Origin of the sequence: Hymenobacter saemangeumensis (genome assembly GCF_039541835.1) — a bacterium.
Lineage (GTDB): Bacteria > Bacteroidota > Bacteroidia > Cytophagales > Hymenobacteraceae > Hymenobacter > Hymenobacter saemangeumensis.
The window spans coordinates 19,474-45,306 of sequence record NZ_BAABGZ010000078.1; the positions used below are offsets into that span (position 1 = coordinate 19,474).

The 25,833-nt window shown below is 53.6% G+C and carries 20 protein-coding genes; 5 read left to right on the forward strand and 15 right to left on the reverse strand.

Features of this window, described 5'->3' with window-relative positions; all coding sequences use genetic code 11:
* Window positions 1-4 precede the first annotated feature (4 nt).
* From ABD919_RS20060 to ABD919_RS20085, 6 genes are all read right to left on the reverse strand, one after another.
* Window positions 5-304, reverse strand: a complete 300-nt coding sequence (locus tag ABD919_RS20060; RefSeq protein ID WP_345237855.1) for a helix-turn-helix domain-containing protein — start codon at window positions 302-304, stop codon at window positions 5-7.
* 106 nt (window positions 305-410) lie between these two features.
* Window positions 411-638, reverse strand: coding sequence for a type II toxin-antitoxin system Y4mF family antitoxin (locus ABD919_RS20065; protein ID WP_345237856.1), 228 nt, complete (start codon window positions 636-638; stop codon window positions 411-413).
* Between the two features lie 140 nt (window positions 639-778).
* Window positions 779-1,729, reverse strand: a complete 951-nt coding sequence (locus tag ABD919_RS20070; RefSeq protein WP_345237857.1) for a replication initiation protein — start codon at window positions 1,727-1,729, stop codon at window positions 779-781.
* A gap of 912 nt (window positions 1,730-2,641) precedes the next feature.
* Window positions 2,642-3,124 (reverse strand): hypothetical protein, encoded by a 483-nt coding sequence (locus ABD919_RS20075; protein WP_345237858.1) that lies wholly within the window; start codon window positions 3,122-3,124, stop codon window positions 2,642-2,644.
* Entirely contained in the window at window positions 3,124-3,891 is a 768-nt protein-coding gene (locus tag ABD919_RS20080) for a ParA family protein (protein WP_345237859.1), read from the reverse strand. Before ABD919_RS20080 ends, ABD919_RS20075 begins: the two co-directional genes overlap by 1 nt.
* A gap of 484 nt (window positions 3,892-4,375) precedes the next feature.
* Window positions 4,376-4,507, reverse strand: coding sequence for a hypothetical protein (locus ABD919_RS20085; protein ID WP_345237860.1), 132 nt, complete (start codon window positions 4,505-4,507; stop codon window positions 4,376-4,378).
* A gap of 271 nt (window positions 4,508-4,778) precedes the next feature.
* Here ABD919_RS20085 and ABD919_RS20090 point away from each other — a divergent pair, with 271 nt between their 5' ends.
* The 5 genes from ABD919_RS20090 (at window position 4,779) to ABD919_RS20110 (ending at window position 10,402) form a co-directional block, all read left to right on the forward strand.
* On the forward strand, window positions 4,779-5,294 hold the full coding sequence (locus tag ABD919_RS20090; RefSeq protein ID WP_345237861.1) for a BfmA/BtgA family mobilization protein: 516 nt from the start codon (window positions 4,779-4,781) through the stop codon (window positions 5,292-5,294).
* Between the two features lie 50 nt (window positions 5,295-5,344).
* Entirely contained in the window at window positions 5,345-6,376 is a 1,032-nt protein-coding gene (locus tag ABD919_RS20095; protein WP_345237862.1) for a DUF5712 family protein, read from the forward strand.
* Window positions 6,377-6,413: 37 nt separating this feature from the next.
* Window positions 6,414-8,672 (forward strand): TraM recognition domain-containing protein, encoded by a 2,259-nt coding sequence (locus tag ABD919_RS20100; RefSeq protein ID WP_345237863.1) that lies wholly within the window; start codon window positions 6,414-6,416, stop codon window positions 8,670-8,672.
* 78 nt (window positions 8,673-8,750) lie between these two features.
* Entirely contained in the window at window positions 8,751-9,023 is a 273-nt protein-coding gene (locus ABD919_RS20105) for an antitoxin VbhA family protein (RefSeq protein ID WP_345237864.1), read from the forward strand.
* A complete protein-coding gene (locus ABD919_RS20110; protein ID WP_345237865.1) occupies window positions 9,023-10,402 on the forward strand; it encodes a Fic/DOC family protein in 1,380 nt (459 codons plus the stop codon). The genes ABD919_RS20105 and ABD919_RS20110 overlap by 1 nt, the downstream gene beginning before the upstream one ends.
* 43 nt (window positions 10,403-10,445) lie before the next feature.
* Here ABD919_RS20110 and ABD919_RS20115 read toward each other — a convergent pair whose 3' ends face one another.
* From ABD919_RS20115 to ABD919_RS20155, 9 genes are all read right to left on the reverse strand, one after another.
* A complete protein-coding gene (locus tag ABD919_RS20115) occupies window positions 10,446-11,975 on the reverse strand; it encodes an HNH endonuclease (RefSeq protein WP_345237866.1) in 1,530 nt (509 codons plus the stop codon).
* A 166-nt stretch (window positions 11,976-12,141) separates the two neighbouring features.
* Window positions 12,142-12,597 carry a ubiquitination-like system serine protease family protein gene (locus ABD919_RS20120; protein ID WP_345237867.1) on the reverse strand — a complete coding sequence of 152 codons (456 nt, stop codon included), beginning with the start codon at window positions 12,595-12,597 and terminating at the stop codon, window positions 12,142-12,144.
* Window positions 12,594-13,784 (reverse strand): ThiF family adenylyltransferase, encoded by a 1,191-nt coding sequence (locus ABD919_RS20125; protein ID WP_345237868.1) that lies wholly within the window; start codon window positions 13,782-13,784, stop codon window positions 12,594-12,596. The genes ABD919_RS20120 and ABD919_RS20125 overlap by 4 nt, the downstream gene beginning before the upstream one ends.
* Window positions 13,759-14,250, reverse strand: a complete 492-nt coding sequence (locus ABD919_RS20130) for a multiubiquitin domain-containing protein (RefSeq protein ID WP_345237869.1) — start codon at window positions 14,248-14,250, stop codon at window positions 13,759-13,761. The genes ABD919_RS20125 and ABD919_RS20130 overlap by 26 nt, the downstream gene beginning before the upstream one ends.
* Window positions 14,251-14,550: 300 nt before the next feature.
* Window positions 14,551-15,840 carry a DNA sulfur modification protein DndB gene (locus ABD919_RS20135; RefSeq protein ID WP_345237870.1) on the reverse strand — a complete coding sequence of 430 codons (1,290 nt, stop codon included), beginning with the start codon at window positions 15,838-15,840 and terminating at the stop codon, window positions 14,551-14,553.
* Window positions 15,841-16,110: 270 nt separating this feature from the next.
* Window positions 16,111-17,604, reverse strand: coding sequence for a BREX system Lon protease-like protein BrxL (brxL, locus tag ABD919_RS20140; RefSeq protein ID WP_345237871.1), 1,494 nt, complete (start codon window positions 17,602-17,604; stop codon window positions 16,111-16,113).
* A 3-nt stretch (window positions 17,605-17,607) separates the two neighbouring features.
* Window positions 17,608-19,938, reverse strand: coding sequence for a PglZ domain-containing protein (locus tag ABD919_RS20145; RefSeq protein WP_345237872.1), 2,331 nt, complete (start codon window positions 19,936-19,938; stop codon window positions 17,608-17,610).
* Window positions 19,935-24,626, reverse strand: a complete 4,692-nt coding sequence (locus ABD919_RS20150; RefSeq protein WP_345237873.1) for a hypothetical protein — start codon at window positions 24,624-24,626, stop codon at window positions 19,935-19,937. The genes ABD919_RS20145 and ABD919_RS20150 overlap by 4 nt, the downstream gene beginning before the upstream one ends.
* Window positions 24,627-25,051: 425 nt before the next feature.
* Complete coding sequence (locus ABD919_RS20155) at window positions 25,052-25,828, reverse strand: DUF4007 family protein (protein ID WP_345237874.1); 777 nt, start codon at window positions 25,826-25,828, stop codon at window positions 25,052-25,054.
* Window positions 25,829-25,833: the final 5 nt, after the last annotated feature.

Sequence of the window (25,833 nt, forward strand, 5' to 3'; positions counted from 1 at the left end):
GGGACTACTCGCCAGAGGATTGTTTGGGCGCCCGGGCGCTAACTACCAAATCGGCGTCCTGCAACTTGCGGCCCAGGACATCATCGGCCGCCAGTTGGAGGATGGTCTTTTCCAGGCCCAGCACAAACAGCACCTGCAGGTAGGCCCCCATGCTCACCGTGGAAGCGCCCTGTTCGATGGCACGCAGGGTGTTGCGGCTGATGGCCGCGCGCTCCGCCACGCGGGCCGCGCTGAGCTTGCGCCGCAGACGGGCCAGGCGGATGTTGTCCCCGGTTTGCGTGAGCAGCAACTGAAGGCGGGGCAAAAGGACAACGGGCTCTTTGGGCATAACACGCAATATAATGCACAATAATACGAAATTCCGCTCATTATATTGCGCATTGGCACGAGCGTCTTACTCCAGTAAGGCTTTAGTCGTACTCGCTCAGGAGTTGCTGGCGGTCCATGGGCAACGGACCCAGCTCGTGGCCGAACAACCGCAGCACCTGATTTACTTTAGCGAGTTGCAGCGTCGCCTTGCCTTGCTCCAACTCCCGCACAAAGCGTAGCCCGACACCCGCTTTGGCCGCCATCTCGGCCTGGGTCAGACGCAACAGCTTGCGGCGTTGCTTAACAAAAGCGACCAGGGAGGAAGTCATGTTATATACCCGAACGGGTGCAGGATGACCAGGTTAACAGTATTCATACCCGAAAGGGTATACAAATCACGCATTCAGTACCACGCTCGCCAGTTTGCTGCAGGTGCAGGCTCGTCTTTTTCTTTGCTCAGGTTGCGGGCCTAGCGCAAACCGCAGATTTTCAGAAACAGCCCCCCCGGGTTCTTCGTTGCTTTCACCTTGTCGGTTTTCAGCTGGTAGGTGAACTTGAAGAGCTGGTCCAGGTGCTTGGGGTCACCGAGGATGGTGGCCACCAGCTGGGGCTGGGTGATACCCAGCATCTCCAGGCTCTGCCGGGCCGCGTGGGCGCGGGCATCCTCGGCCGGCTGCTCGAAGGGAATGGGCAGCTGCTGGGGGTGCTGGCGGGCGATGGTGAAGCGTACGGCGTCGTAGGCCCGCCCCTTCTTCACCAGCTCGTAGTCAATCTTGAGGTCGGTGTGCTCGCTGACCTGGCGCACGGCAATGTCGAGCACCCGGGCCTTGAGCTGGCTGATGTTCTGAAACAGCTCCGGCTCCTTGCCCTTGGGGTCCTTCAGGTGCAGCATCTGCTTGAACTCGTCCAGCGGGTAGGTGCGGGTTGAGGTCTTGTCCTTCCACTGGCTCACGAGCTGGTAGATGCGCTTGGCGTACTTGCTGCTCAGCTTCAGGGCCGAGTGCAGCTGGTAGGAGGTAAAGTTCTCCTTGAGGTTGAAGAGGAAGGGCCGGATGGGCGCTGCCAGCTGAATCTGCAGGCAGCCCTTGCCCTTGATGTACTCCACCCGCTGAAACATCCACAGCTGCTGGTAGGTGCGCTCGTTCTCCACCTCGAACATGCGCGAGCCCATGTCGGCCGTCGCCTCGCGCAGCTGCTGGTAGTTCCACTGCCGCCCAGTCAGGGCCTCCACGTCCTTCACGTAGATGGTGTACTCCTGGTCCGCCGTGTCGTCCCGGCGCAGCCGGGAGAGCAGGTAAAAGAAGATGTCCAGCTGGCAGGCCGTGTAGTCGTAGCGGGCCTGGGTGATGGCGTTGTGCTGGCGGACAACCGGAACCGGCGCCGGTTCCACAAGTACAACGGCAGTATCTTCAGGCTTCATAGACTAGGACATCAGGCGGCAGGAACAAGGCAAATGTAAGCTACGGTAACTAAAAAACCACAGTGGTAATTGGGCGTGGTTTTACGCTTATAAAACGTGGTGGTTAGACTTATAAAACGTGAGAGTTCACTTATAAAACGTGGTAATAAAAGGTATAAAACGTGGTTTTTCGCTTATAAAAAGTGGTTTTATACCATTATATACTATTGATTATCAAGCACTTGTGAGCCCTACAAATAGACAAGTAAAAACAAATAATCTCACAAAGGTTGTTGATGGGCATCGGGAATAGCTTTTAGGGTGGTGGTCCAAACCCCAGGCCAGAACAAACAAGAAAACAACAAAAAAAGGAGACTGACCTAACGTCCACAGGGATTGCACTTTTCTAAGTGAACGCATCATATTACCCACTTAAAACCACCTTTTATAAGTAGCAGCAGTTGCTGCCGAAGCCAGGGATGCTCCCGCTCCTGCACCACTTTTTATAAGCCATTTCGACTTTTTCAGGGTAGAAAAAGAAATTACTAACTTTATACTAACTTCTGGCTAACAACGAATTACCACGTTTTATAAGTCAGCTAGCACCTGAAGGACGCCAACTAGCACGTTTTATAAGCGAAACCCTGAGCCAGCAACGACAGTAAAGCCTCGGTTTTGGCCTTCCAGAACGCCGTTTCAGGCCTTCTGAGCGGGATTATTTGGATTTTCAGCGCGGTTTAACGTTTTGCAGGTCGGCTGGCTCCAGGGCCAGGCGTTGGGAGTGAAGCTTATAAAATGTGAGAGATGGAACGCCCACCTGGCAACAGCCGAACCCAGCAAGCAGCTGACTCCTCCCCTCCCCCACCGCCCCAAAATGAAAGCCAGCCCCCGAGGAAGCTGGCTTTGTTGGCTCAGGTTGTTGTTGCTCCTCCCCTACTTGGCGGGCGGCAGCTTGCCGGTTTTGCGCAGGTGCGCGTCGTAGTGCCGGTGCGCGGCTTCCAGGTAATTCTTAATGGTCGTGGGCGTGTCCGGGCCCGGCGTGGCCAGCAGCAGGCTCATCTTAATCTCCTGCACCACGGATTTAGCGATTTGCACCGTGTGCAGCGGCACTTCGGCCTCCGGGGCGGGCGAGGCTGCCGCAGCGGGCTTACGGCCCCGGGTAGAGGCGCGTACGGGCGCCGCCGGGGCTACCGGTGCGGCAACGACTGGCGTGGGTGCCTCCACCGAAGTGGGCGCCGGTGCTGGGGCCGCCGGAGCAGCTACCGCGGCCAGCGCTGCGATGGGTTCTACCGGGGCGGGCGGCGCCGTGGCCGTGCGGGTGGCCTCCCCTCCCATCCCGGCCCGGGCCTGCTGGCGGGCTTCTTCGGGCACTTCAATGCGGCGGCGCGGGGTGATTTGTGGTTTCTCGAAGCCCATTATTTCGCGGAGGTTGAAGCGGTGGATACAGAGGTAGCGGCCGAGCTGCGGCGGTCGGGCAGGCCCAGGCGCTCGATGAGCTCCTCGCACACCCGGCGGATTTCGTCGCTGGTGTCCTTGGTGCCGCCGGCGTAGCGGGCCCAGGCCGGGTTGAGCAGGCTGTAGAGCGTCGAGGCCCGGGTGTAGGCCTTGCGGTGGCCCAGGTAGGAGTTGAAGCGCGAAAGGCCCAGACCGTCGATGTAGTCGTCCATCTCCTTTTCCTCCCGCTGCCCCGCCACGCGCTTGGTGGGCAGGCCGTAGTACTGGAAGTCAATCTGCGCGTCGTCGGCCGCTTTCTTGATGGCCTCCAGGATGGTCATGAACTCGGCCGTGGAGGCCCGGTCCAGGTAATCCGACACCAGGGGCACAATCACGGCGTCGCAGGCCGTCAGGGCGTTGAAAACGTCGTCCCCGTCGGCGCGTCCCGGCACATCGATGATAATCAGGTCGTAGTTGTGCTCGGGGTTGTCGATGAAGTCGAAAATCCGGCTCAGCTGCCAGGGGTACACGTCGTAGGGGTACTGGGCATCGGGGTTGGCTTCGCGCAGCTTGGCGAAGTTGGCGGCGTCGACCTGCTCGCGGGTTTTGACGATGCTCTGCTGGTAGTCGCAGTCGAGGACGGCGATGCGCAGGCCGTACTCGGTGGCCAGCGGGGCGGCCAGCACGAGGGCCAGGGTGGATTTACCGGAGCCCCCCTTCTGGGTGGCAAAGCTGATAACCTTGGACATAGTTGGTGCGGAGTTGAGGGCGTGAGTAGCGGCCGGTCACAAGGACCACCGGGACGTGGAGCCAAAAGTAATAGAAAAGCAGAAAAGCAGAACCACGATTTTGCTGAAAAGCAGAAATGTTGTTACGCTGAAACGTAGAAAAGCAATTCTGTTAATCAATTTTTCAATACAAATACAGAACAACAGAAAAACAGGAGTGCAAAAAAGCATTACAGCAGATTAACAGAAAAGTTGTTCTGCAGAACTGTGTTGTTGCAGAACAGTAAATCTGCAAGCAGTGTCAATAGAGGGCAATTTTTCTGGCAACAGAAATGCAGAAAATCAGAATTGTATAAATGCAGAAGCGCCAGTTCGACTGGCGTAGTTACCGGCTTGTGAAGCTGCAGAAAAACAGAACAACAGAAAAGCAGAAGGGCATTAATACCGTCGCTGTACTGCAGTGTATTCAGTTTGCATGTAGCAACAGAAATACAGAATTGCAGAACTACAGGAAGTAGGTGCCGAAGTGGAAACCCACTGGTTGGCTCTGGAATGCCATTTCGAAGGTGGGGAAGCTCTGACCTGACGCCAAATCAGTACGCGAGGCCAGCTGCCGAAACCACAGGGAGCCGTCCATTACGCTAACAATAGAGCACGAACAACAGGGCGGTAGGGAAAAAAGCGCCAACTGCTAACACGGAGGTAGGTAGCTGCGTACTAGCTTCTGACTAACTTTCTGCTAAGCGTAGAATAGTCTCAGCAAGAAGAACAACCCAATCCCACGGCTAACGCCTTATTCTTGAGTGGTTTGTAAATCAGCAGAGCTGATTTGTGGCCCGTGGTAAGGTAAGTAGCTGATTTAAAGCATGGAAAATGGCCCATCAGGCTGCTAAAATGGAAACAACGCGATGAGCACGGAGCTACGCAAGCGGGTCACCCTGGACAACAACGCCCACCGGAAAGCTGAAGCGGCCGCGGCGGAAGTCGGCACGAGCCTGGGCGTGTACGCCAGCGCAGCCGTGGAATACTTTGCCACCCGGGGCCTGGACCCGCGCGAGACGGAGGCCCGCGAGGGGCAGCTCATCATGCAGCAGATAAAGAAGCTCGGCGACCGGGTGTTCGGATTTATGCAGGAGCAGGAGCGCACGCTGCTCACGGCCATGCTGGAGGAGATGCTGCGCACCCGCATCACGCTGGAGCGGGTGCTGCGGCTGAATGAAATCCTGGTGGGTAACCTCAACGCGCAGCTGGAAACGCTCAGCGAAGCGCAGCTGCAACGGCAGCAACAGGCCCTGCAGCTGCTGCGTCAGCGCAACGAGGAAGCAGTGGAAAAGCAGGTGAAAGAAGCCTTGGAAGCAGCTCAAAAAGCGGGGCCGGGTAAGCGCAGCAAGCCGGCCGAAGCAGCAGCAGGGCAGGGGCAATAGGAGAGAAAAAGCACCCGCGATACGCAAGCAAAATACCCGTCGACTCTCGGATGTACGTCAAATTAATCAATCCCAAAACGCACGGCAAAGCGGCTTACAACAACACCGGCAGCAGCGCGCAGACGCTCCAGTACCTGCAGCACGAGGCGGTAGGGGAGGGGCAGGAAGCCTCGTTTTTCAGCGCCGACGCGGACCAGTTGAACGCCGCGCAGGTGCGCCAGGCCATTGACACCAACGTGAAAGGCCTGCGAGCGGGCGAGGCCAAATTCTATTCCCTGGTGCTGAGCCCGAGCGAGCAGGAGCTGGCCCACATCGGCAGCGACCCCGAGAAGCTCCGGGCTTATACCCGGCAGGTGATGCAGCAGTACGCGCAGAACTTCCACCTACCCGGCGGCCGGAAGCTGGGCAGCCAGGACATCGTGTGGGGCGCCGTGCTTCACCAGGACCGCACCCACCGGGGCACGGACCCCGAAGTCGTGGCCGGCACGGCCAAAGTTGGGGAGAAGCGGGCGGGCCTGCAGGCCCACGTGCACGTCATCGTCAGCGCCCGCGACGCCGAGCAGAAGATAACCCTCAACCCCGGCGGGCGCCGGCAGCGGTTTGATTTGATGCGCTGGCAGGCCGCGGCGGGCCGGCAGTTCGAGCGGCAGTTTGGCTACGTGGCCCAAGAGCATGAGAAGCTGCGGCCCAAGGCAAGGCCCCGGGATGCCACCCACGACGCCGGCCGGTTGGAGAAGATTGCCGAACGGGTGGCGCGCATCAACCTGATGGTGCCCCGCGAGCAGCACCTGGCACCGGAGAAAGTGCAGGGCATTGCCGTGGCCCGGGAGTTTGACAAGACCTTTTACCGGATGCTGGCCCGGGTGGAGGAGCGGGCCCGCGACGGCCGCCCCATTGACAACGCCCTGCAGCTGCTGCGCACGGGCCGGGAACAGGAACCTACCCCGCAGCGCCAGGCGGCTACCGCCCTGCACGCGGTGCAGCACCTGGTGCGCCGCGCCCAGGCCACCCAGGACGAGCGCACCGAGCACGTGGCGGAAAAGCCCGGGCGCCGCAGCGCGGAGCTGGACATTGAAATGTAAGCGCGGCCAGCAATTAACTCCCTATTTCTACTCCCCTATGACCAGTTTACCCCCTCGGCCGGCGCCCCAGTCCCAATCCATTGGCCTGCTCATCGGCGTGCTGCTGCTGGCCTTGCTCGCCGGCGAATGGTACGTGCTGCAGCACCCAACGGAAATAGCGGCAGCCCGGGCTGCCCAGCACCAGGCCGGGCAGACGCCCAAGCTGACGTCCGGCCAACGTTTGGCGGCCCGCATGGCCGTCATCAACCAGCAACGAGCCGAGGCCCGCCGGGTGCGGGTGCAGCGGCAAGCGGCGCCGGTAGTAGGCAAGCCGGCCGCCGAGCTGGCCACGGCCACGAGCCGTGCCGGCGACCAGGTAGTGAGTAGGGGAGGGGCGGCCGCGTTGCGCGTGGCCACTGCCGGGCAGGGGTTCAAAGACAAGCTGCTGGTTAAAGCAGGCCGGCTTTATGACGCGGCAGGCATCTTCCTGCGGGCGCTGGTGCTGCTCGCGGCCGGGGTGCTGGTATTCGTGCTGCCGGCACCCGAGCGCAAACCCGGCGGCCCGGTCCGGCGCAAGCCGCTGCAGCCCCAGGCCGTGCGCATCGTCATGGCCAGCTGCGCGGGGCTGTTTCTGCTCAGCGCCTACGTGCTGCTCACCATGGCTTCCTACCAGCCGGGCTTTGTCCGGGTGGGCTACCCCGTCGCGGTGAGTGTGGCGCTGGCCAGCGGCTTTGTGGTGGGGCTGCTGCGGGGCGCGACCAAGAGCCCGGAGTTTGGGCTGAGCGTGGAGCGCAAGAAGCTGGAGACGCCGGACGGGTTTAACCTGCCCACGGAAGGGGGCGGTTGGGTGAACGTACCTAATCCCTACCGCGGCGTGCTGGTGCTCGGTGGCGCCGGCGCGGGCAAGACTTACTCCATCGGCGAGCCGCTTATCGAGCAGCTGGCGGCCAAGAACTTTGCCGGGCTCATCTACGACTTCAAGTTTCCGGTGCTGGCCGAAACGGCGCAGAAGGCGCTGGAGCTGGCTGGGCGCCGGCAGAGCCCGCCGCGGCAGCTGCCCAACGGGGAGCCCGAGCCGTCCGTGGTGTTTCACGTCATCAACTTCCGCGACCTGCAGCGCAGCGAGCGGGTGAACCCGCTGCGGGCCGAAGACATGCCGGTGGTAGCCTTTGCCGAGGAGTACTCGCGGGCCATCATCAACAACCTCAACCCGGCCAGCATCCGCAAGATGGAGTTCTTCGACATCAGCGCGGTGGCCTACCTGACGGGCATCATCTGGTTTTACAAAAAGCACTTCCCCCGCTACTGCACCATTCCGCACGTGGTGGCCACGGCCATCCACAAGGACTTCAAGCACGTGCTCTCGATGCTGGAAACCGACCCGGAGTGCGCCGGCATGGTGCGCAGCATCATCACGGCCGTCGAGCAGCGGGCCGAGAAGCAGGTGGCCGCCGTCGTGGGCACGCTGCAGGTAATCCTCAACCGCATCAACTCCCCGGAAATCGTCTGGGTGCTCACGCCCGACGAGCAGGCAGGGGAGGGGTTCTCGCTGAACCTGAACGACCCGAAGCAGCCGGCGCTGCTCTGCATCGGTAACGACCCCACGCTGAAGGAAACCTTCTCGCCGGTGGTCAGCTGCATCATCACGGTGGCCATCAAGCTCATGAACCAGCAGCACAAGCACCGCAGCTACGTGTTCCTCGACGAGGCCGCCACGGTGTACGTGCCGGGGCTGGAGCTGCTGCCGGCCACGGCCCGTAGCAATAAGGTGGCCACCATCTACATGACCCAGGATTTGGCGCAAATGACCGACGCCTATGGGCCTGAAAAGATGAAGGTTATGGTATCCAACCTCAACAACCAGTTCTTCGGCAAGGTCAACTCGCTCGATACGGCCAAGTTCATCTCTGAGCTCGTGGGCCGGGAGGACAAGCAGATGCACAGCACCAGCACCGGCAAAAGCCAGGGCAGGGGAGTAGGCCACGGCAGCCACAGCTCCAACCTTAGCACCAGCTACCAGGAGCGCAACCTGGTGCGGGTGCAGGATGCCATCGGCCTGCAGCAGGGCGAGTTTATCGGGCAGACCGTGGAAACCGAGCGCACCTTCTTCCAGGGCGTCATCTCCCGGGCCGACGCTACCCAGGAGCGGTTTCCGCTGCATCCCGTCGCCACCTTCGGCAGCGACGAGCAGGATAGCGTCGCCGCGTTGTCGACGGTGGTGCAGGAGAACTACCGGCGAGTCAGCCAACAGGTAAAAGAAACCCTGGCCCTGCATGTAAACACCTTAGCAGGAGGCATAAAGAATGAGGTGGATTAGCCTCAAAAACGCTGCAAAAAGCGACGTTTAGGCCCTTTTTGCTGTTGAGTAAGTACCCAGCACCCACACCCCAAACCTATGACAAAGAGCTTTTTTACGCCCGCCCCGGCCGGCCTAAACCCCGAGCAGCTGACCGCCCGCCAGGAGCGCGAGCGCCACGCCAACAATTCCATTGCCATCCTGATGAGCAACGGCCCCGCGCCCAGCCCGGAGGCCCTGGCCATCATGCAGCGGCACGTGGACGGGGAGATAAGCATCGAGGAGGCCATAGCGCTGACCGACGCCATGCTGCTGGCCCGTTACCGGCCGGGAGCCGGCACTGCTACCTCTGAGCCTAACCCCGCGCGCTAATGGTAGCCGGCGACCGATTCAGCGACGAGAACGGAGTGCGGATAAACCGGCTGGGCATTACCGACCCCCAGCAGCTGGCCCAGGCCGAAACTGACTCCTCGCTGTTGCGCCTGCAGCGGCTCAATATGCAGGGCGGCATTCCCGGCGGGCGCTACGACCACGCCCACCTCAAGCAAGTGCACCAGAAGCTGTTTGAGGGCGTGTACCAGTGGGCCGGTGAAACCCGGGCCGACCGGGAGTTTCAGGGGCACAAGCCCACCTACGTCACGGGCTTCAAGGAGACGATGACCTTCGCGCCTTATAAGGAAATTGAGCAGCGTCTGAACGCCATCGGCGAGCAGCTGGGCAAGGAGAATAACCTCAAGGGGCTGTCGGAGGAGAAGTTTGCCGAGCGCGCCGCCTACTACCTCGACCAGTACAACCATACCCATGCTTTTCGGGACGGCAACGGACGCACGCTACAGGCCACATTTGTGCAGCTGGGCAAGGAGGCCGGCTACCAGGTCGACTTTGCCCGTATCGACCCGGCCACGCTGAACCGGGCCCGCGACCTGGCGATGGTGCGGCCGCACTCGCCGCAGGAAGCGGAGAAGAACCTGCAGCCACTGAAGGCCATGTTTCAGCAGGTCATCAGCCCGGCGCCGGGACTCGAAGCAGAAAAGCTACGCGACCCCGGCCAGGCACGGCCGGTGGCACCCTTATCGGCGGAGATGAAAGCCATGGATGCCCGGCGTGAGTTGGTAGTGACGGGCTACCGGGTGATGGACATTGTGGCTAACATGCCCGGTGCTGGCAATTATGAGAAAGGCGTAGCAGTAGGGAAGGGGGTGGAGGCGACGAATCTGAACCCGGCGGCTATTCAGACCTACCTGGGGCAGTTTCAGCAGGCGGCTGAAAAAATTATCAAGCATCCCGCATTGCAGGGGGCGGACGCCCGGCAAGACCAGACGGATGCCAGGCGGTTTCGAGAGGCGGCCGAGCAGATCAGCGAAATTGCAGCTGACAAAGTTGTAGGTACAGAGATTCAGCAGCGCTCAGTGCGGATGCCTAAGAACCATGAAGAAGCGCAGGTCGCGTTTACTTCGGCGGCTAACCATATTGCCTGTGGGTTTCGGGAGCACAGTCAGGGGCTAGCCGCCGCCCGGTTGGATGAGGTGGCCAAACACGTAGCTAGAACTCCCTACTTGGGCGGGTTGAACCGGGAAAATGCCGGCAAGGCAATAGACATGGCAACTAAACTTCCTGCATTAAACAACAGTCAGTCCCTGGCCGAATTAAAGAGTGCGATGGATATCCTGGTGAAGGTTCCCAGTAAAGCCGCATATCGTTCCACGGCTCCGGCAGTAGCTAGGAAGGGAGAGGAAGGATTAGAGCGCTAGGGCCTATCAAATCAAGACAGGACAATACAGCTGGCTTCATGGGTTACTCGGGAGGACTAGCAATTTTGGATGCTCCAGCCAATTGTTGCCTATCCTGCTGGAGCGAGGCCAACTCCTGGGCTTCGTTGATAAGGTCATTCAACTGTCCGAATTTCAGATGGCCATACTCCTGAAAGTGGCGGATTTCCATCGGTGGGCGTTGGCACTCGGAGGGATAAGACATTACTTCTTGGTTCCCGTTCTCCTCAACTTTTATGAAGCTGGACCTGAATCGCTGATACCTAGTTTCGTCATTGTACGCGAGGTAAAAGTGTAGCTCGGTTAACAGCGCGACGTACTGCGCGGGATGATTAGCCTGCAAGAACTCCAGAACCGAACTGTCCGGCTCACCATTCTCACCAGGGAGACGTTCCACTAGCAGCGGCATCACCCGCTCAAACATTGTTTTGGTTTCGAGCGGTAAATTCAACTGTGGATTAAATGAATAGGTATCGATGCCCCGCTGAATAAAAGCGCGGTACGCATCCATATCACCCCCTGTAAATTTCGTCGTGTCCACCTCAAACTGTTCGGCAACAACGTTCCATAATTTGTGGCGAACCTTCAGCAAATCCACATGGCTAGGTACGGACTTGGTTGTAGCCTGGTGGTAGCTTTTATATATCGGCTCGCCATGATAATCCTCATTTAGCAGCACGTAGTATTGAAAAGTGCTGAATAAGTCCACGTAGCAAAACAGCGCTTGACCTCCCTTTTCGCGGGGCTGGGAAAACAAAATCAGGGTGTGGCTGGGGTAATTTCCTTCCAGACGCGGGCGAAAATTCTCTACTAGCCGGTCCAAGGCCCCGATGGGATAGAATGGTATCAGGTTTTGAGAGTCAACCAGCTGGCCCTTCCCGTGAGCGTCGAGTTGCAGCACACGCGGCACCTGCGTTCGGGGCACACCGGCATACATAGCGAAGCCCAGAGCAATTTTATTAAATCCTAACCGCAGCCGCTCATTGAACTTCTCTGTTCCTTCGGTGAAGAAGACACCAAGTACCCCCATGTCCTGCACCTCCTCCACAAACTTGAACACCACTTCGTCGGGGTTTAGATTGTTGGCCTGTAACTCCTTTATTACGATATTTTTATAGTGCTTGGCTCGCGCCGCACTGGCGTAAATAGTCACCAAGTTGGTAGCGGCGTCAAACGAATGGAAGGGCTCCTTAGGCGTTACGACGTTGTCTTTAATTACCACCCGGCGCTCCCGGTTCGGGTCACCACCTTCGTAAAGCACTCCTTGCAAGGTGTTGCTCGTGTTTTTCCCGTGCTGCTTGGGCAACAACATATCCTTTAGGCGGGCCGTTATCGGCGTAAACAAGCTTACAAATGCTCCGTCGGCCTCGTGGCCGAACGTACTACCGCAATCTTTGCACAGTATCCGGCTGGATGTAAGGCGGCCGTGGAGCGCATTGTGGATGATGTGCTCGTCATGGGTAAATTTCGGCTTGCTGGCAAACTCCGCAGTGTGCTGCTGATAGTACGCTTCGTCTATCATTGGGCAGCCGCAGCTGTAGCAAATGTGGTTCATATATTAAGTAAGGTAAGAAGGACTAAGTCCTGCTATTGATTAAAGCGGTCTGCGTGAATCACATCGTAAGAAGATTTTAACACGGATAGCCCACATTCCTGTGGGCTATCCGTGTTCATCGGCAAGTGTTTACATAAAATCTATTTCATATAAACACAGACTTTTCTTATTTCTCAAGTCCTAAGACTTTTCGAAGCTCGGTCCAGAAACTTTGTGCCGGTTTAGTCAAGGCGGAAGATTCTATGATTGCGGGAGTATTTTCCTTCAACACAGTCTCAGCTTCGCCAAAATGCTTTGTCTTGACTAATCGGTCTTTTCTTCTGCCAGCAGCGACTTCTTCAGGCGACCATTGCCCGGCCCATTTGATTTTCCCCCGTTTCACCCAGTAATGAGATTTGCAGGGAAAACTCCAGTTGCCAATTGAAGGAGAAAGCGAAATGGATTCCCCATCGTAGGTCAACTTCCAATCAGTGGGTGTCAGCGGAGTTATAACTCGGTTGCCGCAGCCACAGCAGCATAAATGTGCTGCTGTGGCGAATGGTATCGACACGTAAAGTACCCCTGCTGCTAAATCCGTAGGCATAAACTCTACGAACTCATGGTGGAGAACAGCGTTCTTCATACGGAGTGGTCTTCGTTTTGAAGAATGTTCCCGTCCAGGGTGTACGTGCTGTGAAGTTCGGCTTCTAAGTCTAGGTAGAATCCAGCAAGCTTCTTCCACTTAATCACAGCCAAGGCCGCGTTGAGGGCATTCAAGTCAGCAATTTGGATGTTCTGCTGGTATTCGTTACCCGCGTCCTCATCACCAAAGGAAATACGCTTCTTGTCATGCACATGCCCGCGCTGCTGGGGGGTGCTAGCTGTTACCCTAACAATGCCACCTAGCGAGTTGTGCTTCTCATGTAGGTAGATTCCCATTCCCACATCAATGAATGGAATGGATAACGCCTCCAGCTTTGCAATCAACACTTGTTTCACACTGCCACGGTCAAGACAGAGGAAAACGAAGTCCATGCCTTGTAAACCTTCCAAATTTGTTTCGTCAAGGTACCCGTCATGTGGGATGATGTGACGATGCATATTGGAATACAAGCTTGCAAAATAATCGACCTTTTGAGGTTTGGTCCGCAGTTCATCTACGGTTGGGGCACCAGGTGACCGAAAGGCATTATGCTGCGAAAACACATCCCCGTCAAAGAGGCGAATTTGCTTAACCGGTGTTTTTGCGACCAGGTCCAGTACATAAGTCCCAGTGCCGCCTAACCCGATAATAGCAACATTGCCATAAGCAAGTTTTTCGGTAACAGCTGAGATGCGCGCCCTGGTAGAAGCTGTGTCCGTGTAGCAAAAGACCGATTCATCCGCTGTTGGCTCTATCACTGGGAATGATTTAGCTGTAACAGAGGCGTCGATGGCCTGTGCTGGGCTTGAGATAAGCGCAACATAGGTTGCGACTTTCTCATAGTAGTCGGAATATCCTGCTCTGGGCTTGCTCGAAAACGAGTGCTGCATAATGAGCCCATTACCCAAATCCATGTGATTGGACTGGTGCTCTATCTTACTCATCTTGGTGCCGTCCTTGTGACAGGGGTGTTCACCAGCAAAATAAGCCACGTGTGTAGCCGGTTTCGTGGTTACTTCCCCTGCCAGAGATAAAGCTGATGCGAGCGTTCCATACGCAATGGCCTTACTAGCCGTAACATATGGAACGCCTTTGACCAGCAAATATCCGCCTTTCACTTCTACATCATAGCCCTCGTTGCGAAGGCGCTGTAGGTCGGCGCTACGATTTATCGGTTGCTGAGACATTGAATATCATTCCGTCTTTAACCTTGACCGTACCACCCTCTACCAGGCTGCCTTCCGGCTTGTCGCCGTGCCCTTTCCGAAATGTCAGCGTGTAGCTGACGTTGGGGCCACTAGGCAGCGCTGCCAGGGCTACAATTTCGCGGAAAGACATTTCATCTTTCGCAACTACGTGGGGAGTAGCGTTTACGAAAATGGTGACGTCTTTTTTGGGGTCGTTGCCAGGATTGCCGTTACCCGAGCTTCCGCCTCCAGGGTTGCCGCCTGGGTTGTTATCGCCCGAGTTTCCAGAGCCGTTCCCGGAATTGCCGTTTCCTGAGCCGGAGTTTCCATTACTGGACCCACTTCCGCTGTTCTGCCCGTTACCGTTGCTGTTGCCTTGACCCGAGTTTGGTGAGCCGGCTGGAGCGTTGTTGGGAGTATTCTTATCTGCTGGCTCTTTGTCGGTGCCACCGTGTGCTTTTTCCATTGTGTTGGAGGTATGAAACGTTTCTGCCTACCAGATTACGGTGAGTAGACATCGTGCCGGGCCTCGCAACAGGGCAAAGTCTTGTTCTGTAACTGGGTTCAGTTACCTTTGCGCCCTCACTTAAAGAGAAGAAATTGGGCCGGGGGACTACTCCCGGTAGATGTAAGCACGGGTCCAAGCGTTTTTACTTTTTCTTCGATAACAGTCGCTACGGCCAGTAGCGGCTGTTTTTGTTTTTAGTCAGCAGCGGTTGATTGAAAGATGATTACTTGTATTAAGGGCCTGCAAGTGTTAAGCAGTTTAGTGTGCGGCAGATGTTGGCAACGACAACCACTTTTCAGTGCCTCTGCTTGCCGGGGTCACTAGGTTAGCCGAATTGTACATAGCCTGGATAGTTTCCACCTCCTCTGAGGTCATTTTATCTCCTGCAAGTAGGTAAGCTATTAGCTGGGCAGTCCGGTCACGGATGTCTGCACGCGCATTGATTGTTCCGTTGGGGTTCATAATGAAGTTTACCCAGTGCTTGTCAGCCATTGACCAGTGCAGCTTGTTCGCACGAGCGAGAAGCTCCTTTAAGCTCAAACCAGTCATTGTTCGCGCAGCAACCAAGCCGCTAACGAATGCAATTTGACCAGCAGGCTTGAAGAGCAAAGAGTACGCATGTTCGTCCTTGCGCATCTCCACAATTTTGCTGTGGTCACCCGAAAGCGCGGTAACGTAAGGCAGGAATTCGCCTAACACCGCCCACCAAAAACTTAAGAGTAAGTCAGTGGCTCCATCCAAATCAACATCGGAAGGCCGATTGACCATATGCTTCTCGTCGAAGTTCTTGTACTCCGGACTCTGCCCTAAAATGATTTTCGACATTTCGTACAGCGCGCTCAGTGTCGTGAGTTGCTTACTACGAGGAGCAAGTGTGTTGCTTTTCCAATTAACGAGTGCTTCATCTCCTGGCTTCGCGTAGAAAGGCGCTTCGCTATCGTAAATGAGCCTTCTGGAGGCAATTGCATAACCATCATCCTCACTAGTCAGAATGTTATCTCCGCGGCTAGTTTGCTTAGCGTAACGATTGACCTTGTTGAAGATGCGTCGCGTTTTAAGGTCTGTTTCATGTTTGATGAAAATCACACTGATTTCATCACTGGCTACGCTGTCGGCGTCCAAACCGACAGTTTCACCCCGGTGAACGCTGTCCAAGGCATACCAGCGGTGTTGACCATCTAGAACTATAAGCTGCCCTCCATCAATAGTCAAAAAACCAATGTCCTCCGCCTGCGACTTGTAAGCATGAGGCAAACTGATTTTGAAAGTAGATAAGCTTTCAAAATGTGGCTCCCCCTTGTAGATGAGCACGATTAAGGCACCGAAAAACCTGTCGGCATTTTGGGCGATGTACGGCGCAATCTCTGTTTTTACGCGCTTCATGTCTGCGTCGCGCTGCATGCGTTCCTCAGCAGGCAATTCTTCCCACCACTTCTGGTCGGCGCCAGCTGGTCGAACGCCTTGAAGCAATTCACGCACAAGCATTTTGGATAGATAATAGTCAGTACTACCCATTTTGCCTGTCAAGGCTGGAATTACAAGGGCCATTAGCTTATTCTTAAGTGTGTTTTAGACAAACAATCATCTTGTTGTAGAAGACTTGTGTGTTGTTTTCTAAAACAAAGCTCAGCATTATTACCTGTTTTCGCAAACATAGTTGCTGTTTTTGGGTAAAAAACTAATCTCTTAGGCTTAACTTGTTGATGCAGAGCAAAAAAAATACCTCCCATTATTCCTTGACAGACAAGGGTAATGGGAGGTATTATAGAGCACAAGTCCTACGTTAGCTTTTAGGCGGGCTTTGCTGCTTGCAACGACTCAGACGCTGGACAAGTCCTCGGCAGCATCCTCTACGGAGACAACCTCGTGGTCCATTGCTGAAACGGGCCCTCGGCGGAGGGCTATTTCGTGTTTAGAGAATTCCGGGTCCATGTAGAAAAGCTGCTCACGTAAGCGCTGGCGTAGATGAATGGCAGGAAGGAGACAATAAGTTTCAAACTCTTCCTCAGTCACGATAGAGAGGTCTGGAAAAAGAAGCTTCAAAAAGCCAGCGGAAAGTTTGAGAATGGCTCGAACATCACGAAAGTCCTTAGAGTCAATCAAGTGCTGACGTTCCTCAACATACTTATCGTATTCAATGCGAAAACGCATTGCGTGGAATATTTCACCGAGGTAGTCTGCCTTCAAACCTACGCCCTTAGAAAGTGCATCGACACCCATGCGGGGTAAGTGCCACCCAGGCAACAACCCGTGGATACGGTCGAGCAGTGCAGTCTCTTGTAATATCGTTGGTAAATCACTGAACAGATGCTTGGAATTCACCGGCATCTTATCACGGCCAATCTGTACGTTCGCAATGAAGACTGCGCCGGCATCTGCCGAGACCGTGAATTTGCCTTTGGAGTACTTTCCCTGCTCTAAATAGCCTTTAAGCTTAGCGACGGTTTCGTCAGGGCTGCTGAAAGAAAGAGATTGTGCCTCATCAAACACCACAATATCAAACTGGGTGAAAAGCCCAGGCACTTTAGTGTTTTCGTTATAAAAAAGCACTGCAGGAGACACCGCGCCTCCTTCAATCAAGCGTGAATAGCGAGAGAATTGTCCGAAAAGAAACGATTTGCCAGTGCCTTTGGGAGCTAACTCGAAAAGGTTCACCCTGCGTTGGACAAAGGGGATTAAGCGTGTGAGCAGAGCTGAGCGAGTCGTATCTGTTGAGTATCCTCCTTTGCCTTCCGCATTATAACCCAAGGAATTAATAAGCAACTGGGTCCATTCTTCGAGGCTAAACAGCTGACGCTTTTCAACATATTCATCAACATCAATCTTGGAGGCCTGCAAAGGCTTGAATTCGCTGAGCCATACTTCGCCTCCTTTCTCAGTGGGCCGGCGATATTGATAGATGGCCAGGCCCCACATCCCGCCCTTTAACAGGCGTGGATATCGGGTGAGCAAGTGCTCTTCGACCAGGACTTTTTGATTGCCAAGGCTGCCCGATTCCAGAAACGTTTGGTCTTTAGTCAAATCCACTCGCGGACTTACGTACTCCAGCACCGAAACATTATCTCCATTGCGCAGTCGCTGTTTGAGGTCCTCAACGTCGTCTTTGCTCGGCATGAACTTGCGTACGAACGCAATGACCTGTTGCTTGACATCCTCATCCCATTCGCCCCCCTTTAGTTGGCGGTCGATGAGCCATTCCCCCACGAATACAGGGATGCTTTGCTCGTTGAGGCCGGAGCCACTGTATAAGCTTTTATCGATGCAAGCTGACTCGAACGCGTCAGTTACTTTTTGGCGGAGCGAATCATTCATGCGCTATAGAGAATCAAAGTCGAAGTCATCCAATTCGTTGGCCTGTTGGATGGGTACTGAGAAAGTTGCTTGTGCTGTGTAGCCCTCACCCTGAATCACATATTCTAGGGTTGCATTCAGATTAACATAGCCGTATTGTGGGCGTAGGGACGACGGCAGTTTGAGGCTAGCTTTCAGTGTTACACTGCCGTTCGATTCAAGTTGGGTGGGGAGGTTGAATTGACTCTTGGTGTCTTGAGCAATTACTACACCTCGAAGCTCTACGGCAAAAGCGTTAGGGTTCTGAACCCGTAGCTGTACCTCTTTAAGAGTTTTACCCAATTCTAACTCCTTCGTGCCAAAATAGCTTATCAGAAGGTCGCTCACTACTACATCACTTGCTTCAGCCATCAGCACCGGCACGATGGTTTCTTCTGGAGTCAACCCCCCATGACGATAGCCTGAGTCATTGCTGCCAAAGTAGCGGTAGCCACGGGCTGCTACCCAGTCGTCTTGATTGTGAGTCATTGCCTTCGTCAGGTGATAGGTCTCCTTAGGATCGAGTTCCTCATCAGCAAGCTTGCCGACCAGCTTAATACAACGTTCGTGCGGCTCAGCAGTAGCCTCCTTTATCTTCTTGTTGCTGATACCAGATTCATTGCGTAAGCAACGGGTTGCGCCGTGGTCGGTGGAAATTAGGAGACGTGTTCGACGGTCAGGAGTTTGGCGCATTGCCATTGCTAGCAAACCAATGCGCTTGTCAAGCTCTTGCCCGATGTGCTCAGCCCGCGTTCCTTCTATTTCTCTGTCTTCTTTGTGCTGGTATGAATCAAGTTCCCGCCAATGCAGGCAGCATAGGTCGGCTTCGGCTGCAAGAGTATCCGCAAAGTCGCGTACCTGATTAGAAAACACAGTCCTATGGTCAGGGTATGCCTCTACTAACGCTTCTCTGCGGTTAACGGGAACAAAGGAGGAAGCATTAGGGCGAAGGCCGTTAAGCAGCGCAGGTATGCCTATGGCTGTGATTGTTGGCAGGGTTGCTAGTGCATATTCTACCTTGATTTTGTTCAGGCCATGCTTTTTCAAGGCTGTACTCAAAAGCGAGGTATAAGCATCAGGCAGCCCATCGATAATGAGCCAGATTAGTCGGCTATCGGTAGGGGAGAGCAGGTGCTGGGCGCGTTGGCGAACATTGCTGCTTGTTAGAATGCGCTCATCGTCGATAAGCGTTGCATAGTTGGAGAATAGCCAGTCGCCATATAGATTGGCGTATTCCTCAACTTGGTCAAGTGCCTCGGCTGTTGGCTGTTTCACTTGGTCAAGCCAGAACTTGTAAGGAATAAAGCTGGTAGTAGCCCATTCCTGCCAAGTTCGCAGTTGCTGCGGCAAAGGCAGCGGCGAGAGGTCAGCTGCAGTTGGAGGTGGGAGTAACTCAGGTGTTACGAGAGCCCGAAGCTGTCCGTGCAGGTAGGTTTCATTTGATAGAATATCCGCGTAGCGCGACTCTATAGTCTGCAAGGTTGCCCCATCTAGCCCGATTCCAGCAGAAAGCAAAGCCCGCAATTCGCCAACGTAGCATCCACTCAGCGCATCCAAAGGGGACGTGCCTTTCTTTAAGGCAACACTGACCAACTGAATAACTTTCTGCTCTAATTTAAGGTCAGCTTCTGCTACTTTAAACGGTCGAATCGACCAGCTAAGTAGTTTGAGCTGCTGTAAGTCAGCAAGAGTGATTTGGTAAGCCTTTTTAAGCACTAAGGCATTTTCGTGCTCCCAGTCTGAAGCTAACTCAGACCGGCCGCCTAGATAAATGCCTTCTGCCAATATTTTGGCAAAGCCAGCGTCGGCTGCTTTCAGGGGCTCCAGCGCAGGTGGCAACGAATCCAAATACCGACTCCATAGCTTGCGAAGGTAATCCTTGTTCAGAGCGGGCGGCTTCTGCGCTACAAAGCGGGCCAGGCCATAAACCGTAGCTAGTTCGGTACTGATAACAGAATGAAATGCTGCGCCAAAGAAGTGCTTAGCAAGCCCTGTTAAAGTGGGTTCTACATCAGTACCTAGAAGCAAACCAAGCTCCTGTACATCTTTATCAGTTAAGTCTGAAGGCAACGTAGCACCAGGCCACCGGTCTCGAAGCTGGGCTAATGGTAAAACAGGTATAGCCAGCGTCGTAGGTAGGTCATCGAACCACTGAGTCCAAGGTTCATGGCGGACGACAACATCGCGGCCAGGTTGGTCAGGATTGCGCATAAATGCAAGCAGAAGCTGTCGGGCAGCTACGTAACCAGCATCATCCGTCACTTCTAAAGCGCCGGAGACTGGTTGGAGACCATATGGGTCTAAATAGATTTTCATTGTGCCTGCGCTACAGGAGCCAATTCACTCAGCAGGTCGTTAAGCAGCTTGCGTCGCTGGCCAGGATTTAAGTCCTTCTTTTCGCAGAACTCGCGGACAAAGGCGCTCAATTCATCTCGGGCCTCGGCCAGTTTGCGGTCTTCTGGAAAGGTCCAGGCTTGAATAGTAGCAACAGCTTGATTCCAGCTGCTTACAAACGCCTTCTGTTGGTCCTTATCCCAGAGGTGATGGTCCGAGGGTAACTGCAGGTGCAGGGCCACTTCCTCAACCAGCTTTCCTAGGTCGGCTTTCGCTCTCACTGCATGCAGCAGTAACCGGGCTAGGGAGTCCGTAAGTAGCGTAGCATCTGCATCAGCCTTGACAGTATAGGCTTCTTGACGCCGTAGGTCGTCGTAAAGGGCGCTTTTGTAATCATATTCGTGCTTATGCTTCCCTTTTTTGTCTAGCGCTGATACCACTTCAAGCAAAGGGCGACTGTAGTTGTCGATGCTTGCCTTTAAGCCACCAATCTTGGCTAACAACCTGGGTAACTCTTCTGCGCTTATGTCCTTCAACCCGGGCAGCCCCCATCGTTGGGGGAGGGTTTGAGTTAGCAAATTGTACAAGCTTTCGCCTGATGACAGCTGATTAATCAGTAGCGCGTCATCAGAAGTTTTGTTAGCCCATTCGGCCTCCCGAGTACGGGCGGGCAGGTTTGCGTACCACTGAGTAAAAATGCCTTCGCGGAGCACTTGAGCTGTAGTGGCTTCTTTTAGACCAAACAACTGCCCTATTCCAGCAAAGAAATCAGTCTCAGCTACCGGTGGCTGCCAGGCATTAATGAGAACGTAGCAGCGCCGGTACTCGGCAGCCACCGCTGCAATCTGAGTGTCGGTCCATTCCTTCCATTTTGTTGGAATCGAGCTAAGCAAGTTGTTTTTCTCTATCCAACGCCGCGGAATGTTATCAAGGTACAGCGTAGTCGTTGGCGCGGTAGAGTCAATATTCTCTAGCAACCACTTTGCTGCTAGGTCTGCGAAGGGGTGGGTCTGTTTGAGTTGACCTAATCCAGTCCACCAGTCCTTGAAAAGAGCAGCAAAAACGGTTTCCGTGGGGCACTCACTAGGCGAAACCTCAAAGACCTCGCGCGCTATGTATTGCAGCACCTTCATGGGGTCGAGGGTGAAGTCCTCGACGGTTTTCTTGTAACCCTGAAATTCTTTGACGTACTCCGACTGACAGAGGTAGAGGTTGCCCTCCCAAGTGTGCAGCGGCTTCGCCGTCAGTTCAGAAGTATAATATGACAGGATGTCCTTGCCTACCGGCCCGTTCTGGATAAGCCTAATCCAATTAGCGATGTATGGGTCCGAATAGGTAGCCATCCGCTGGGCTGTCGTCAAACCAGCAAACCATTTTTTGGTAATCAACTGGATATCATCCTTGCCTACGTTCTCTTCCCCAAAAACCGTTTTGGCCAGTGTTTCTAAGGTTTCCTGCCGAAACAGCTTATCCGCATCAACTGGAAATTGCTTGAACTCCCGTAGCTTCTTGAGCAGCTTCGGGCGGTTTCCAGGGTCGTCTTCGAAGGCTTCCTGCGAAGTAATACCTAGCAAGCTATTAGGCAGTGTTTCTAAGAACAGCATTCGAGCCTCTGGTTCGGGAATGCTTTGCTGTAGAGCGGCAATCGTTTCAAAAAATGCCTGCACTTCCCCACCCTTGCGGGCAATCAGTGCTTTTTGCAAGGACGTCAGAGGGGCAACAATACCTAGGAATTGACGGGCAACTTCTGCAAACGAAGTAGCTGAGCTCTTGCCAAATAAGTCGCGCAACTCGCGTAGATACCCCTCTTCCTTCGGCGACATGTCTACCCGCCGAATGCGGTAATCAGCTGGCTTCTTAAATAATTCTTTAAAGAGTTCGGCGTCCTTTTCCTTTATCAGCGCACCTTTATAGATGGTTATTTGAAGCGAATGCAGCCGGTCATAACAGCCAAAGAAGAACTTGATAAGGTGCTCTGACAACCCATATGGAGCTTGCAATAGGGGACTAAATAGCTCCTGGCCGGAAACTCCGCCTTCTTTCCCTTTTAGTACTTTATCAAAGTGTCTGAAAATGGACGCCTCCGGCGTACTCGTATCCGGCGATTTAATTTCTCCGTATTGAATACCCTTCTCACGTGCTGTCTGCTTGGTTAGAGTAAGTTTATAGAAGAAGTGCTCTACTATACGGTCATGAGCAGCATTGCCTGGAGTATCAAGTGGAATTCGCCCAGTTGGAGTGCTGTATATATTGGCGAATGCTGCATCTCGGTCCTTTGCTTGTTGGGCCCGCTTCACAAACCATAGTCCAGGCTCCTTGACCGTAGGAACCTGGAAAAATCGCTCCTCTACTTTTTGCTCAAACCAGTTGTTGAACCCACGGGCATTACTAAAAACCTGAGGAGTAGACTCTGTAGCGTAATTCCACACCCAGTTATGTGGCTCAAATGTGCCAGTGATTAAGCTGCGCAACTCTCTTTCGGCGAGGCGAAATTGGTCTGTTACCTTATCTTTTCGGGCTGGGTTGGAGGCAATTTCATCACGCAACAAGGCGGCTTCTAATGCCAAGTATTTTAAGGTTTTCTTTTGTAGTTCGCTAAACAAGAAAGGGTCATTCGGCTGAGTATAAAATACATATGGCTGTATGGCTTTGTTGGCAAGTATAAACTTCGCCATTTGCTCCTGAGCCTCTGGTTTGTCACTCACTAGATGGAAAACATAGCCAGTTGCTGGCCAATTTTCATTCTTACCGCTATAAAAGTCAACCAGCTTTTCCAGCTTTTCCTTCGAGTCCGAAGCTTGGCAGATAGGTACCACCTCGTAGCGCCGTTGAGCACCAAAACGGTCGTTTTGCTCGTCTGAAACCAGAGCAGAACAAGGTTCAAGACTATTCCAAACTTCCAAGCATTTGGGTAGCCTCAAGCCCGCTAATTTAACTTCTTCTTCCTTCAGCACACTGTCAACAGATAGAGTACCAGCCGAAGGGAAGTCGTAGGTGTTGTTGGTACGGTTGTGCTCCAACCAACCCTTATCAGCTAAGCTGTTTAATAGTGCATCAAACTCAGCATTACGCGAAGTAGGCCAGTTTTGTGCCCACAGTAATAGGTCCCGGCGTGGAGCGAGGCGATTGTCGCGTACAACCTTTAATAGAAGAACGTTGCGAAATAGACGCTCAGCATCGACTTCTCCCGTTACGTTAGCAAGTGCAGTCTTGTAATCGTCGAGCGAGTTACGGATTTGCCCAAATTTGGCATCCATTAGGTTCGTCTCGAAAAAATCGAGCAGCCGGTCAGGGGTGAACAACGTTGGGCGGCCGCTGCTATCCGTGAGTGGCTGGGTATTGAGGAAATGCTGTAGTCCTCCTACTTCTAATTGGCTAGGACTAAGAAAATTGAACATCGTACGCGTATTTTGCGCGTATTCGTTCGAAAACTTGGGGAGAAGACGGGCAGTGAGGGGATGGAGTGGGAATAGGTTCTCGACCACATTATGGCTTATCCATTGGGCCGTTTGCTTGCCGTAAAGATTCTGCTTGCTCACTAAGTCAACAGCGTCGCTAGCGTAGTCTTCAGCTTTTAATAGTTCATCCAACTTTGGCTTGGTCTCCTTCGCACGAATGAAGACTGTTCCCATGATTTCAGTGGCGTCAGTAATCTCAACGTCATCACCTGTCCCGTCCAGTGTGTCTTTTGTAGCCCCAAGGGAGTGTGGGTCAAATCTTCCAGAAGTTTTTTCCAGATTCTTTTTCTTGTCTTCCAGTAGGGCATATGGGTCCTGATGAGTTGCGGCTATAAACAAAATGTTTACTCCCTGACTACCAGCTCGCTTAACGCTCTCAATAAATTTCTGGACCGGCAGTCCAGACCCTTCCGTAGCGTTAATCAATCGACCGAGCATGTCGCCGAATTCATCGTATAACACCACAATGCCACGGTAACCTTGCGATGCAATGCTTTTCGCAGTTTCCGCATATACTGTGTAGGCATCCGCTACATCTGACTCATCAAATGAATTGCCTACTATAGCACGAAAGCAGGTTTTGAAGGTATGATAAGAAGGTGCGTCCAAATCCCGAAGCAACCCAATGAAGTCTTCAATTTTGACCCCACTCAGTTTTTCGCCAAAGTGCTGGTAAGCTGTAGGATTAGTTGCTTTCCAACCTTCTAGAACTTCGGCTGCTCGTTGATACATGGTTGGGGGGCGGAAACCCAGACCTTGCTTGTCAAGCGCAGTAATCAACCCCTTCAATAGTGCTTGTCGGAAATCAGCTTCCCCATAGTTTGGAATAACAACCAAAAATCGGTCGTCTCGCTGAGTAAGCGCTTCCAATTTCGTACTCAGCCCATCCTTTAGCTGAGCCTCCTTGTCAGATATTTTTTGCAAGAAGGGGGCTAGAGCTTCCGGACGGTTATTGCCGAGCAGGTGGGCCATCATCAGCATCAGATATGACTTGCCCGTGCCATACGATGCCTGAATAAGGTGAAGCTTATGGTCAGTGCTTGTTGAAACGGTATCCAATATGGCTTTCATCACGCGCCGCGAACTGCGATTGGGCAGGTAGCCTTCAATCTTCTGGTCGGGGGCAGTGAGGTTATAGCGAAAATCGTTTGATAAGTCAATCTCGGCTGAAAAGGCCGTTGAGAGTTGAATTAAGCTGCTCAGCGTACTCATATTATCATGCAAAAGACTTATTATCGACTAAATTGAGGGTGTGCTGTGGTTGAGGTAGCGCTTGTCCATACACCGCGTTGAATAAGGAGAAAACCCGTGCTGAGTAGAGCAAAAACACAATTGGGTGCTTAGGCTCCAACACGACCAGTTTTTGTACTAGCTGCTTCAGAAACCCGGGATTGTTCAACCTAGGTGCAACATACAGTTCCAGATTTAGAAAGAGGCAAGGAGCACCTTCAGCCAACATCCTGACCCGTTCTATTAACAGGTCATCAGTTAGAATCAGTCTACCGCTGTGCTTTGCTGAGCCGTCGACTATCACAAACCCAGCTTGCTTGCTTTGGTCTATTACTTCCTCAAAACAACTACTAGCTAGTACTGCTCCAGTTCGTTTCCGAGCCCGACAAACGGTGGTTAACAATTCCTCAATTCTCTGCATAATACTTTTCGACAAGTGCCAGAGGAGAACCGTTGAAGGGAAGTTCTACCATGTTTAGATTGGCTACTTGCACGCGCTTCACCAGCCCCAGATGGGCTAAGTCATTCAGCCTGTTGTCTAAGCTGTTTGCGTTATAGCCAAAGAACTTTCCGATGTTGCCAGGTTCCTCTAGCAACTCGGTAATGGTAATGGATTGTCTGCCGCGCCGATTATCGTACAAAATATAAGCTAGTAGCAGTGGATGAACGCCGTAAGGGTCCAGACGCTCTATCCTATCGTTACCGATAGAAATCAAACGCAGCTTCTCAAACGCCTCAGTATCTGTAAGTGCTTTGAGAGTCTTGCTAATAAGTCCGGTGACGTAAGGCTTTTTGTAATTTGTCTGAATATCGTTCGCTGAGGCCCAAAGTTTAAAGGCTTCTTGAAAGCCCGCCAAGCTCGCAACGTTCCCGGCACAGTTTAGTAGGTAAAAAAGGGCAGGGTTATGGTCGCAAGCGGACCAGTGGTACACGCAGAGCCACTTGGAAAAGTCCTCGACCAAACGCTTGTCCGCCTTCTTAACTTCTTCTCCTAGTTTCGTTAGCTCCTTCGTATTGCTTGCTAAATTGAAATCTTTGAGATAATCAATTAGGCCTCGTACTTTATTATCGCCAAAGCCAGTTTCATTGATTAATACTTGTTTTTCAGCTCCGAAAAGGTTGAAAACTTGTGTTATTTCTCTTAGGCTTACTCCGAAGCCTTGATACTCGTGCAAGGTTTGCATAATGG